Below are 12548 nucleotides of genomic sequence, written 5' to 3'. Positions count from 1 at the left end.
AGAACACTATGTCCAAGCAATTTTTGCAAATTCATCCAGAAGATAACGTTCTGGCAGCCCTTACCGATATTCCTAAAGGTTCTGATATTGTTCATAACAATGACAGCTTTCAGGTAATCCTGAACGTAAAGGCAAAACATAAATTCACTACTACCCAGCTAAATGTTGGGGACCCTATTATTATGTACGGTTCATTAGTGGGCAAGGCCACTAAACTAATTGCCAAGGGAGAGACCATTACTACCGAAAATGTAGTACATGCATCTTCCGAGTATGCTGTTGGTCAAGAGAAGTTGAGCTGGACCGCACCTGACGTAACTAAATGGAAAGACGTAACTTTTAATGGATACCATAGAACGGATGGTAAAGTTGGCACGGCCAATCATTGGTTGGTAATTCCTTTGGTTTTCTGTGAGAACAGAAACGTAGACGTAATGAAATCCGCTCTTTTAAAATCCTTGGGCTACCATACCACAACGGATTTTGTAGTAGATACTGAAGTACTTGTCAATCAGTATAAAAATGGTGCTTCCGATGATGAACTTTTATCTTCGGATATTATTAAAACCCCCGAAGAAATCAAACAAAACCGCACTTTCCCGAATGTGGACGGTATTAAGTTCCTTAACCATGATGGCGGTTGCGGTGGTATTCGCCAAGATTCGGAAACCCTTTGTAATCTTTTGGCAGGGTACATTACCCATCCAAATACGGCAGGTGCTACTATTCTTAGTTTGGGTTGCCAAAATGCACAGTTCAAATTATTGGAAGCGGCTATAGCCAAGCTTGACCCTAGTTTTAACAAGCCACTTTACATACTTGAACAACAAAAGAGTTCCGGAGAACGTCAGTTTATTGAAGAGGCGGTTAAAAAGACCTTTGTTGGGCTCATTGAAGCCAATAAAATAGAAAGAAAACCGGCACCACTTACCAAACTTGTTCTAGGTTTGGAATGTGGTGGTTCAGATGGTTTCTCGGGAATATCCGCAAATCCATCATTGGGCTATGCATCGGATTTATTAGTGGCGCTGGGTGCCACTACGGTGCTTTCGGAATTTCCTGAACTTAACGGTGTTGAGCAAGAACTCATCAACCGTTGCGAAACGGAAGAAAATGCAACCAAATTCGCGGAACTTATGCGCGCCTATTCGGATAAGGCCGTATCCGTTGGGTCTGGATTTGAAAATAATCCATCACCTGGAAATATAAAAGACGGACTTATTACCGATGCGATGAAATCTGCCGGTGCTGCCAAAAAAGGGGGCACAAGCCCCGTAACCGATGTACTGGATTATACGGAGCCGGTTAGAAAAAAAGGACTGAACCTTTTATGTACTCCCGGAAATGATGTAGAGAGTACTACCGGTCTTGCCGGATCGGGATGCAACGTAATCTGTTTTACAACAGGTTTAGGAACTCCTACCGGAAACCCTATTGCACCGGTCATTAAACTATCTAGCAACAATACGCTAAGTAGCCGCATGAAAGATATCATAGATTTTAATACCGGAACGGTAATTACGGGAGAGGATACTATTGAGACCAAAGGCGAAGAGTTATTGGAATACATTATTAAAGTAGCCAGCGGAGAAGTTGTTCCTGCGGCCGTACGTTTGGGCCAGGAAGACTTTATTCCTTGGAAAAGAGGTATATCACTTTAAATATCTCAACTAAATTTTAACTTGACAAACAGCTATTTAATGCAGATTTTAAATCATACAACCGTACCAAAAAGAGTGCAACGCCCATTAAAGGTAATGCAGTTTGGCGGCGGAAACTTTTTACGTGCCTTTGTAGATTGGATGGTACACGTACTTAACCAAGAAACTGATTTTAACGGTGACATTGTTATAATAAAACCAACAGCTGGTGGAGATTATGCCGAACTAAAAGAACAAGATGGTCTTTTTACCGTAGTTCTTGACGGAATAAAAAACGGAGAACTCGTTGCCGAAAAAACATTGGTTACAGAGGTTCAGCAAGTGATTCATTCTTATAATGAATGGGCTACCTATCTTAAATTGGCCGAAACCGAAGACTTACGTTTTATTGTCTCCAACACTACGGAAGCAGGTATTAAATTTAATGCCGAGGATAAGTTTAATGGGGAGCCGCCAAAGGAGTTTCCCGCTAAACTAACGATATGGCTTTACCACCGTTACAAACACTTTAAAGCAGATATTTCCAAAGGATGTATTCTGCTTCCTTGTGAGCTTATAGAGGACAATGGTACCGCTCTTCAACAGACGGTTTTGCAATACGCAGACCATTGGGAGCTAGAAGAAGGTTTTAAAAACTGGATCCTGACGGCCAATCATTTTTGCAGCACATTGGTAGACCGTATTGTTTCGGGATATCCATCTGACAGGACAAATGAAATTGAACAAAAACTAGGTTATAAAGATGAACTTTTAGTTGCAGGCGAGTATTACCATAGCTGGGTAATTCAAGCTAACGAAACAGTTCAAAAAGAACTTCCGTTCGCTCAAACCGATCTTAATGTGGAGTTTGTAAACGACCTTGCCCCCTACCGTGAGATGAAAGTGCGCATTTTAAACGGGGCACACACATCTATGGTTCCTGTAGGCTATTTGGCGGGCATCCGTTTTGTAAAAGAAGCCATGGAAAATAAAGAGGTAAGCCATTTTGTAGAAAGTCTTCTTTTAGAGGAAGCTGCAAAAACACTGGATTTTCCAGATGACGTAAAAAACAAATTTGTAGCGGACGTACTTGATCGTTTTAGAAACCCACTTTTAAAGCATCAGCTCATTAGTATATCCTTAAACAGTACTTCTAAGTTTGTAGCGCGCCTATTACCTACCCTAAAAGACTACAACAATGCGCAAGGCAAATTACCCAAACGTATTGCATTTGGTCTTTCGGCTATGCTTCGGTTTTATAAAGGGGAATTCAATGGAAAGTCTATTGCTCTTAACGATGACAAACAAGTGCTTCAATTTTTTGCTTCCGAATGGCAAAAAGTAGATGATGGTACCTCTAGCTTGAGCACATTTACGAACAATGTACTTAAGAACGCCTCCATTTGGGGAGAAGACCTAACGCAGATTAACGGACTAGAAAATAACGTTTCGAGAAATATTGAGTGTATTGAAACAGAAGGAGTTGCTGCTTGTCTGAATAAACTATAATTGAAGTTCTAAAAAAAGAAAAATGACAATAGATAGTCACCAACATTTTTGGCACTATGAGCCGGTTAAACATTCTTGGATAGATGATAACATGGCAGCTATTCGGAAAGATTTTCTTCCCAATGACCTCAAGAAGGTATACGAAGAGAATTCAATTGATGGTTGTGTAGCGGTGCAAGCGGACCAAACTCTGGAAGAAACCGATTTTTTATTGGATCTGGCCAAGCAGAATAATTTCATTAAAGGTGTTGTTGGTTGGGCAGATTTAAGATCCGAAACTATTGATTCCGTATTGGAAAAATATAGTACTGATAAAAATCTTAAAGGGTGGAGACACGTAGTACAAGGTGAAGCCGATCATAACTTCTTGTTACGACCAGATTTTTTAAGAGGAATTTCCAAACTTGAAAAATATGACCATACGTATGATATTTTGGTTTTCCCGCATCAGCTAGGCTCTGTTCTAGAGTTTGTAAAAAAATTTCCAAATCAAAGATTTGTTATTGACCATATAGCCAAACCCTACATTAAAGATGGTTTTTACGACGGATGGGCCGCTTTGATGAAAGAAATAGGAAAACAGGAAAATGTGTACTGTAAAATCTCCGGGATGATTACCGAAGCGGATTATAAACTATGGACTTCAGAACAACTACAACCGTACATGCACCTTGTTCTAGAGTCTTTTGGCAGTGAACGCATCATGTTCGGGTCTGATTGGCCCGTTTGCCTCGTAGCTGGAAATTACGGCCAAGTAAAAAGCATTGTAACCCATTTTATTGCAACGCTTAGCAGTCAAGACCAAGAGATGATCATGGGGGGAAATGCTCAGGCATTCTATAATCTATAAACAAATTATGCAGGGCAAAATGAGATAGTTTTCAATTACTGAAACACCTCAAATTATACTCTGAGTGATTTATAAAACAACAAAACAATGGATTTAAATTTAAAGGATAAGGTAGTTGTAATTAGCGGAGCTGCCGGAAAAGAAGGCAGTATTGGCGAAACCATATTGCAGCGTTTAGCCGAAGAAGGAGCCATACCGGCCGTAATTGACCGTAATGCCCGAGGTTTTGGGTATGTTGAGAAAATTCAAGAGAAAGGAATAGATGCCATTTTCTGTCAAACTGATGTAACTGATCCCGTCCAGATTGAAAACGCTGTTTCTACCATTGTAAAAAAGTATGGCCGTATAGATGTTGTCATTAATAACGTTGGTGTAAATGATGGAGTTGGGCTTGATGCCACTTACGAAGAGTTTATGGATTCGTTAAAACTGAATATGGTAAGTTATTTTCTTATCGTTAAGCACGCGTTGCCTTCATTAATAGCATCTAAAGGAAACATACTGAACATTGGCTCTAAAGTAGCCCTTACCGGTCAAGGAAGGACTTCGGGTTATGCCGCTTCCAAAGGTGGAGTTCTTGGTCTAACCCGTGAATGGGCGGTTGATTTAATAAAACATGATATTCGTTCCAACGCCATTATAATTGCCGAAAGTTGGACTCCGTCGTATGATACTTGGATTCGCACGCTGCCTAATGGAGAAGAAAAACTTCAGTCTATTGTAAAGAAAATTCCTTTAGAAAATAGAATGACGAGTACCAACGAAATAGCAGATACTTGCTTGTTCACTATCTCAAACAGATCATCTCACACTACCGGTCAGTTTATTTTTGTAGACGGTGGCTATGTGCATTTAGACCGTTCGCTACTTACCGAAGATTAAACGCAACCAACTTAAAAATATACCAATGACAAAGAACACCAAAACACCCGTAGTTCCTAAGAATTTGCTCGTTCCCTTTATTGCTGCAACCTCAATTTTTGCACTATGGGGCTTTGCCAACGATTTAACAAACCCTATGGTAGCGGCCTTTAAAAAGGTTATGATTCTTTCAAACGAAGAAGCTTACAACGTACAGTTCGCATTTTACTTTGGGTATGGTGTTATGGCAATTCCTGCCGCATTGTTTATCCGTAAGTTTAGTTATAAATCTGGATTATTACTTGGTCTGGCCCTTTATGCGCTTGGAGCTATCCTTTTCTATCCTGCAGCAGAAAATGGTTCGTACACGTATTTTCTAATTTCATTGTTTGTCATCACTTGCGGATTAGGCTTTTTGGAAACCACTTCAAATCCACTTATTCTTTCCATGGGAGACAAAGAAACTGCCACCCAACGATTAAACCTGGCGCAGTCTTTTAACCCAATCGGTTCACTTACGGGTATGCTGATCGCTAAATTTGTTGTTTTGGATAGAATCCTTTCCGCAGATTATGCAGACAGTTCTGAAATTGTGGCTTTAGGTACGGAAAAGGCCGCTGAAATAAAGGCCTTTGATCTTAATGTAATTAGCGGCCCGTACATAGCGGTTGGTATCTTTGTAGCCTTGGTTTTTCTTGTCATTTGGAAAACTAAAATTCCGGCCATGGTCATGGGAGACCATTTATCCATTAAAGAATCTTTAGACAGAATTTTTAAAAGTAAGACCTTTCTATTGGGGGTCATTGCACAGATGTTTTACGTAGGAGCACAGATTATGTGCTGGACAGCCATTTTTCAATTGGTAGAGTATCTTAACGAATCGCAGAGTTTAGGAGTTGATGCCACTTGGTGGAACATAACCGCAATGGTATCTTTTGTAACCACCCGTTTTATAGGAACTGCTTTGATGAAAAAAATAAACCCGGCAAAAATGTTGGCTTATTTTGGTATTGCGGCTGCCCTTATGTGTGGCGGTATTATCATGTCTACCGGTATCATTAGTTTGGTATTCTTGGTTTTCGTTTCTGTATTCATGTCTATTATGTTCCCAACAATATATGGACTTGCCCTTAAAGATATGGGCGAGGAAGCCAAATTGGCCTCATCCGGACTTATTATGGCTATTGTAGGAGGTGCCTTTTTACCAAAGCTACAAGCCAGTATAATGGACTTTGGTGATACTGTAAATGGACAGGAAGTTTTTGGTGATAAAATAGCCGGAAACATTACCGAAATTCATTTTTCTTTCCTGTTACCAATGATATGTCTTCTATTTGTAGCTTTCTACGGTATGTACGCCTATAAAGTAACCAAAACTAAAATTGCAGCATAATGAAAACTACCAGATATTGCTATTCATGTGACCTTAAGGATGACCCAAAGCTTATTGCGGAATACAAAGAGTATCATGCAGAAGGTAATGCTAGGCCCGCTATAACCAAAAGTATAAAAGATGCCGGTATCGTGGATATGCAAATTTTCTTGACAGGAAACCGCATGTTCATGATTATGGAAGTTAATGAAACTTTTGACCCTGAAAAGAAAGCTGAGATGGACGCTAACAACCCTGCAGTACAGGAATGGGAACAACTTATGTGGAAATACCAGCAAGAGCTTCCTTGGGCCAAAAACGGTGAGAAATGGATAGCCTTAGAAAAGATTTTTCAATTATAGTCAATTAAAAAAAAGCTACTCTTTGAGTAGCTTTTTACTTTTTAAGGATTTGTAGACCACAATGCGGCAGATTTTAAAATCGCCCTACGTGGTAATTTTAAACCCGATACAATGAGTTCCGCAAAATCTTGAGGTTGTAAGATATTCTCTTCGCTCCCTTTTTGTGCAAATCCGAGATCAATGGTCATATCTGATTCAATAGTACTTGGTGTCATGGTGATTACACGTACATTGTGCTTTCTCACTTCTTTCATCAAGGATTCTGACATACCGATGACTGCAAATTTTGATGCCGAATATGCCGAAACATTTGGATTACCATTAATACCGGCGGTAGAAGAAATATTGACAATATCCCCCTCACTACGTGCTACCATTTGGGGTAAAACTTCTTTAGTAACATAATACATACCCATTAGATTGGTTTGTATCATTTGTTCCCAGTCGTTCACTGGCATGTCTAAAAAAGAACCAACACCTGCTATACCTGCATTGTTTATGAGAATATCTATGTGTTCCATAGCGTCTATGATAGTTTTTATACCTCGTTTTACAGCCTTGTAATTCCCTACATCAAAAACAGCATAGGTAGCTTTTACCCCTAATGCTTCTATTTCTTTTACGGTTATTTTTAGTGTTGCTTCATTTCTTCCGGTTATGGCAACGGCTACCCCTTCCTTAGCTAATGCCAAAGCGGTAGCTTTTCCTAATCCCCTGCTACCTCCTGTAACAAGAGCTGTTTTTGTATTTAAGTTTTCCATCAATCTAAATTTTAAACCTTTTTTATTGTTTCGCTGTCCAGTAATCCATCACTAAAACGCCACCGATTATAGGGCCTACCTTTTTAACCAAGTCTAAATGGGTTTTATGGAACAGGTATTTTTCTCGTCCATGCTCATCATTAAACGTAAGAATAAAAGTATGGGTAAAACCATCACTATGACCTTCCGTGCTATCATTCTCTCCCCATTCAATAGAAACAATTTCAGGAATGGTTTTTTCTAAATCTAAAAAGGTCTGTACGGCCTCTTCTACCTGTTTTGGGGTAGCCTCTTCATTATATTTTAAATTGACAATATGGCGCAATTGCTTGCCTCCTCTATCAATTTTAGGCGCTACTTGATAACTTGCTACTTTATTAAGATCAAAACTCATAGAGCCCGCTACCAATAAGGGGTTGCCTTCGATTGTTAAACTTCTTAAACCGTAATAGATAGGAAAACCCGTTTCTAAATAATTTAAGGGCGTTAATGTACCTTGTGCATCTAATTTTACTAGCTGAACACTAGCATCATCCCGAGTACCTACCGCAAAAATGGCATAGTCTTCCTCCACAGAAACTACTTCAATACGGGTCTGTCCTCGTAGTTTGGTTAACTCATCATCCTTTAAAACAAAATGCGGAACCAAAGCGCCTTTTCTATTCACCTTGAACACACTTACCCCATCTCCGTGGTATGTAAAATCTTTGTTTTTAATGAATTTAGGGGCATAATCATAATATTTATGATGTCTATGGCCCACTACCACATAATGATTGCCTCCAAGTGTTGCACCAGTCACTGGATACGCTCCTGTTAGGTAGCGGTCTGTTGTATTGTCATGGATATTGTTCACATTTCTAAATGTACCATCGTCATAAACTCTAAAACTACTTACACCATTGTCCTGAAATCCGCTGGTATACAGATAGGTTTTCCCTTTTATTTTATGAACGAACATACCAATAATTCCATCGGTGTGTAACTCATCCGTATCTTTCATTGATTGAACATGGGTTAAACTTCCGTCAATATTTATTTTAAAAGAACTTAACCCCGGGGTTTCTCTTTCTAAACCACCTGCGAACAAAAAAGATGCATTCTTCATGTGAACAACCTGTAGGGTGATACCAACCGCAAGATGAGTATCTTCAGTATCTTCTATCATAGCGGCACGTTCCAAAGAACCGCTTTCTAAAATTCTAAAGGTTTCTACTACATTACCAAACTTGTTGGCTACAAAAAGAAAATCGTTTCCACCAATATTGTCAGCAACCATGCCCCTGGCCGGCCCTTTTTGCTTATACAATTCGTGATTGCTCACAGGCGTAAGTATGCCATCTGCATCAATTTGATAGACATCTACATTACCAGCACCTCCAGCATACACATAATGCTTTCCGTTCTTCTCATAACTGGTAATAGAAACCGTATTTTTTCCAGAAATATCTTTAAAATCTTTACGATACAACATAGGGTCGCTTAAATCTTGGGCCGTAATTATGCCACAGCCTAAGATTGCAATAGCTTGTAAAAAAATATTAGTAATAGTTCTCATCAGTATTTTAGTTTTCAGTTAAAAGGAAATCTGCGCCTGCGTTAGCAATAATTCTATCTTCTTCTATGGTGCCGCCACTTACACCAATGGCGCCAATTATTTTACCGTCTTTATTTTTAATGGGTACACCTCCGGGAAAGGTAATAAGGCCATTATTACTAAGTTCAATGTTATAAATGATGCCTCCCGGCTGGGTTAATTCGCCCAACTTGCCCGTATCAATATCAAAATAGCGAGCGGTTTTGGCTTTTTTTATGGCGACATCTATACTGCCTAAGTAGGAATTATCCATTCTTACGAAAGACTTTAGATTCGCACCTGCATCTACCACCGCTATATTGACCAAAACATTCATTTCTTCCGCTTTTTTCTTAGCAGCTTGTAAAGAATTTAAAGCCTGTTCTGTGCTAACATCATACGGGTTTTGTGCTTTTAGTTGAACTACGGATACCATTAAAAAGAAGAGTGTCGCATAAATTTTAATCGATTTGTAAAACATGATTTAGTAGTTAAAGATTAATACTTACAAAAATCAAAAACCTCTGTTACAAAAAAGTTGAACTAGTTCAACTGTCCCAAAATTTTTTAACCGAATTGCTCCTCTCAGAAACATTATTCAATAAAAAAAGCTGCTATCCTTATAAATTGGATAGCAGCTGATTTTTCTCTATTTTAGGGTTCAAGAAAAGCCCTATTTAGTCGTTCCAGTGGGCATCAATAACTTTTTGAATATGAGGATATTTCTCATCCGTTTCGTTCAAGTCCTCACGAAGTCTAAGTAATTCTTTCTTTAAACCTGCAATGGTCTCCGCATATACTGGATCTGCATAGGCGTTGTTCATTTCTTTGGGATCTTTCTTTAAGTCATAAAATTCCCAACCCGCAGGGGTATCGGTATCAAAATCATTGCCCCAGTTTTCCCTATCCCATTCCGCATTGGGGTCTGTAGTATCTACATAATATTTTCCATAGAAAAATATTAATTTATAATCTTTGGTGCGTACTCCAAAATGTGCCGGGTTTTGATGACGGTGAGCCATGTGCATCCAATACCTGTAGTAGGTAGATTTTTGCCAATCTTCCGGTTCTTCTCCTGTTTCTAAGATGGTTTTAAAACTTTTCCCTTGCATATAATCAGGAGTGCTTCCTCCGGCCAATTCAATTAGCGTTGGAGCAAAATCCGTATTATTGATGATTGCATCGGTACGGGTTCCCGCTTTAATTTTTTCTGGATAACGCACAAAGAACGGCATACGCATAGACTCCTCGTACATCCATCTTTTATCAATAAAATCATGTTCTCCCAACATAAATCCTTGGTCACCAGTGTAAACAATAATAGTATTATCCATTAGACCTTCGGCCTCTAAATAGTCCATTAAGCGTTTTACATTATCATCTACTCCTTTTACACAACGTAAATATTTCTTTACGTAGTCTTGGTATACTTTACTCGTGTATTTTCTTTCTTCATCATCCATTTCCCACTTTACATACTCTTCAGGCCTAATTTTATCCGCATCGCGGTATGAACGGTGAATGGAGCTATCCACATAAATATTCATAGCCTGATTACGAATCAAGTTTCTATGTGACACGGATGAACCAATAATTCTGGTTAAAGAATCATTCTTTCCTCTTGTGGCAACAGAACCGTTGTTTCCTCTTTCGTAAAGGCTCTCCGGCTCAGGAATAAACGTATCGGCCAAATACTCTTCATAACGCGGTGCATTTTCAAAATCGTCATGCGGAGCCTTAAATTGATGCACTAGGAAGAAAGGTTTGTTAGGATCTCTTTCGTTCTTTAACCAATCTAAAGAAATATCGGTAACCATATCTGATGAATGACCTTTGGTCTGAACCGTATTCTTAGGCCATGGCTGATCACCACGAACCCTAAATTCAGGATCAAAATATTTTCCTTGCCCCGGTAAAACTTTATAATAATCAAAAGCCGCAGGCTCTTCTTTTAAGTGCCATTTACCCACTACAGCGGTCTGGTACCCCAACTTTTTCATTTCTATTGGTAAAAACTGGCGTGCCGGCTCTATACGACCATCTAAATCCAGAACCCCGTTCAATTGAGAATTTTGTCCGGTGATAATAGCGGCGCGACTGGGCGTACAGATAGAATTACTAACAAAGCAATTGTCAAAAATCATTCCTTCATTGGCAATTTTATCCAGAGTTGGCGTAGGGTTTAGCTTAGCCAAGCGGCTTCCATAGATACCAAAACCTTGAGTGGTATGGTCATCCGCCATAATGTAGATGATGTTCGGTTTTTTTTCGGTAATTACTGCCTTTTCCTCTTTACAGGACGAAAACACAATTAGTAGCAACAGTGCATACAGTACATTGTTTTTTTTGCTGCGCATTTAACTTTTGAATTTAGTTTATAAGTGTTTGATCGAAGTTTGCAGACTTCAACTCGAAAATTACACATATTTCATAGAGGGTGCTAAAAGATATGATCATTTGATTACCACAAATGGCTTTATCCCTACGCGTAGAAAAAAAATATAGAATTTACACCCGCTCTAATTTGATTGGGGGCGTTCTGTTGGCATTCCATTGACAGACATAAAGGTTCTTATCCTCATCAACGAAAACATCATGACCGTGATTAAATATGGCCTTTTCCGATTGATACATTTGTTGAAGCTTGCCATTCTTATATTCAGGCGCATCTCCCCCAGGATTGGAAACTACTTTATTACTACCATCCATAATGGTCACAAACCCCGAATTACTAAAGCGGTGGCCTGCTTTATTTTCTGACCAACATACCCCAGCATAGATATTATCATCGTCTAGCACGGGTCTACATACATAGGCCCCGGGCAACTCTACGGTTTTGATAAACTTACCATCAAGCGTAAAAAATTTAAAGCTCTTGTCCGAACGTGATGTAACCACAAGTACCGGGTTTTGATTATCACGATAGTCTACTGCCACTCCGTGGGCATTATGCAAATCATAGTTTTTATCGCTGTTATCGTGACCTCCCCATTTACGGATAAATTCGCCTTTAGGGCTAAACTGAAGAATAAAATCAGACCCGTAACCATCTGCTACATAGATATCGCCATTAGGGCCAATGGCAGTTTCCGTGGGTAAATACTCTTGCTCTTTGGTATATACACCAATAGTATGTGGATCGGGCAAATTAAATAAAAGCCTCCCGTCTACAGTAGTCTTACTAACAGAACCTGCTTGTTTACTCCATTTTCCGGTACGGTCTACAAACCAGCCACAGTCTACGATATACAACATATCCTCTCCCCCTTCATCATGAAGGGTTAGCCCATGCCCACCAGGATAGCGCGTACCCCAATAATCCAACAATTTTCCGGATTTATCAAAAACCAAAATATTATTATCCGTATGGTCTCCCAACATAATGAGCCTGCCTTTACTGTCCATCTGCATTTCATGACAGTTTAAAATTGGATTATGTGCAACAGACATCTGGGCCCAGTCTTTCACCACTTTGTATTTGAAATCTCCATGACCAATAATTTGGTCCTCAAGAACGGTTTTTTTTAGAATATTAAACCCGAAAGATGATGTTGTGGATAAAGCTGTGGCGCCCAAGGCGGATTTTTTTAAAAAACTCCTTCTGTCGTTCATAGGAT

At 39.3% G+C, this 12548-nt stretch carries 11 protein-coding genes; 6 read left to right on the top strand and 5 right to left on the bottom strand.

Features of this window, described 5'->3' with window-relative positions; translation table 11 throughout:
* Window positions 1-8 precede the first annotated feature (8 nt).
* The 6 genes from SJY45_RS02125 to SJY45_RS02100 all read left to right on the top strand — a co-directional run bounded on the left by SJY45_RS02125 (window position 9) and on the right by SJY45_RS02100 (window position 6594).
* Complete coding sequence (locus SJY45_RS02125; RefSeq protein WP_400073101.1) at window positions 9-1661, top strand: UxaA family hydrolase; 1653 nt, start codon at window positions 9-11, stop codon at window positions 1659-1661.
* A 39-nt stretch (window positions 1662-1700) separates the two neighbouring features.
* Window positions 1701-3149, top strand: a complete 1449-nt coding sequence (locus tag SJY45_RS02120; RefSeq protein WP_400073100.1) for a tagaturonate reductase — start codon at window positions 1701-1703, stop codon at window positions 3147-3149.
* Window positions 3150-3171: 22 nt separating this feature from the next.
* Window positions 3172-3999, top strand: coding sequence for an amidohydrolase family protein (locus tag SJY45_RS02115; RefSeq protein WP_400073099.1), 828 nt, complete (start codon window positions 3172-3174; stop codon window positions 3997-3999).
* Window positions 4000-4086: 87 nt separating this feature from the next.
* The gene (locus tag SJY45_RS02110; RefSeq protein ID WP_215439211.1) at window positions 4087-4881 is read left to right on the top strand and encodes an SDR family oxidoreductase; all 795 of its coding nucleotides are present in this window, start codon (window positions 4087-4089) and stop codon (window positions 4879-4881) included.
* A gap of 25 nt (window positions 4882-4906) precedes the next feature.
* Window positions 4907-6253 carry an L-fucose:H+ symporter permease gene (gene fucP, locus SJY45_RS02105; RefSeq protein WP_215439209.1) on the top strand — a complete coding sequence of 449 codons (1347 nt, stop codon included), beginning with the start codon at window positions 4907-4909 and terminating at the stop codon, window positions 6251-6253.
* A complete protein-coding gene (locus tag SJY45_RS02100) occupies window positions 6253-6594 on the top strand; it encodes an L-rhamnose mutarotase (protein ID WP_215439207.1) in 342 nt (113 codons plus the stop codon). The genes fucP and SJY45_RS02100 overlap by 1 nt, the downstream gene beginning before the upstream one ends.
* 41 nt (window positions 6595-6635) lie before the next feature.
* Here SJY45_RS02100 and SJY45_RS02095 read toward each other — a convergent pair whose 3' ends face one another.
* From SJY45_RS02095 to SJY45_RS02075, 5 genes are all read right to left on the bottom strand, one after another.
* Complete coding sequence (locus SJY45_RS02095) at window positions 6636-7355, bottom strand: 3-ketoacyl-ACP reductase (protein ID WP_400073098.1); 720 nt, start codon at window positions 7353-7355, stop codon at window positions 6636-6638.
* 22 nt (window positions 7356-7377) lie between these two features.
* Window positions 7378-8913, bottom strand: a complete 1536-nt coding sequence (locus SJY45_RS02090; RefSeq protein WP_400073097.1) for a Dabb family protein — start codon at window positions 8911-8913, stop codon at window positions 7378-7380.
* A 7-nt stretch (window positions 8914-8920) separates the two neighbouring features.
* Complete coding sequence (locus SJY45_RS02085) at window positions 8921-9412, bottom strand: heme-binding protein (RefSeq protein ID WP_215439201.1); 492 nt, start codon at window positions 9410-9412, stop codon at window positions 8921-8923.
* Window positions 9413-9608: 196 nt separating this feature from the next.
* Entirely contained in the window at window positions 9609-11288 is a 1680-nt protein-coding gene (locus SJY45_RS02080) for a sulfatase (protein WP_289040101.1), read from the bottom strand.
* Window positions 11289-11439: 151 nt separating this feature from the next.
* The gene (locus SJY45_RS02075) at window positions 11440-12543 is read right to left on the bottom strand and encodes a 6-bladed beta-propeller (protein ID WP_400073096.1); all 1104 of its coding nucleotides are present in this window, start codon (window positions 12541-12543) and stop codon (window positions 11440-11442) included.
* Window positions 12544-12548 lie beyond the last annotated feature (5 nt).

Source organism: Zobellia russellii, assembly GCF_044597075.1.
Lineage (GTDB): Bacteria > Bacteroidota > Bacteroidia > Flavobacteriales > Flavobacteriaceae > Zobellia > Zobellia russellii.
Note: the sequence above shows the minus strand (reverse complement) of the source record. Positions and strands in the feature narration are given on the sequence as shown.

Coding starts and splice junctions, on each gene's coding strand:
- SJY45_RS02095 (WP_400073098.1), bottom strand. CDS start 7,355: ATGGAAAACTTAAATACAAAAACAGCTCTTGTTACAGGAGGTAGCAGG.
- SJY45_RS02090 (WP_400073097.1), bottom strand. CDS start 8,913: ATGAGAACTATTACTAATATTTTTTTACAAGCTATTGCAATCTTAGGC.
- SJY45_RS02125 (WP_400073101.1), top strand. CDS start 9: ATGTCCAAGCAATTTTTGCAAATTCATCCAGAAGATAACGTTCTGGCA.
- SJY45_RS02080 (WP_289040101.1), bottom strand. CDS start 11,288: ATGCGCAGCAAAAAAAACAATGTACTGTATGCACTGTTGCTACTAATT.
- SJY45_RS02110 (WP_215439211.1), top strand. CDS start 4,087: ATGGATTTAAATTTAAAGGATAAGGTAGTTGTAATTAGCGGAGCTGCC.
- fucP (WP_215439209.1), top strand. CDS start 4,907: ATGACAAAGAACACCAAAACACCCGTAGTTCCTAAGAATTTGCTCGTT.
- SJY45_RS02115 (WP_400073099.1), top strand. CDS start 3,172: ATGACAATAGATAGTCACCAACATTTTTGGCACTATGAGCCGGTTAAA.
- SJY45_RS02120 (WP_400073100.1), top strand. CDS start 1,701: ATGCAGATTTTAAATCATACAACCGTACCAAAAAGAGTGCAACGCCCA.
- SJY45_RS02085 (WP_215439201.1), bottom strand. CDS start 9,412: ATGTTTTACAAATCGATTAAAATTTATGCGACACTCTTCTTTTTAATG.
- SJY45_RS02100 (WP_215439207.1), top strand. CDS start 6,253: ATGAAAACTACCAGATATTGCTATTCATGTGACCTTAAGGATGACCCA.
- SJY45_RS02075 (WP_400073096.1), bottom strand. CDS start 12,543: ATGAACGACAGAAGGAGTTTTTTAAAAAAATCCGCCTTGGGCGCCACA.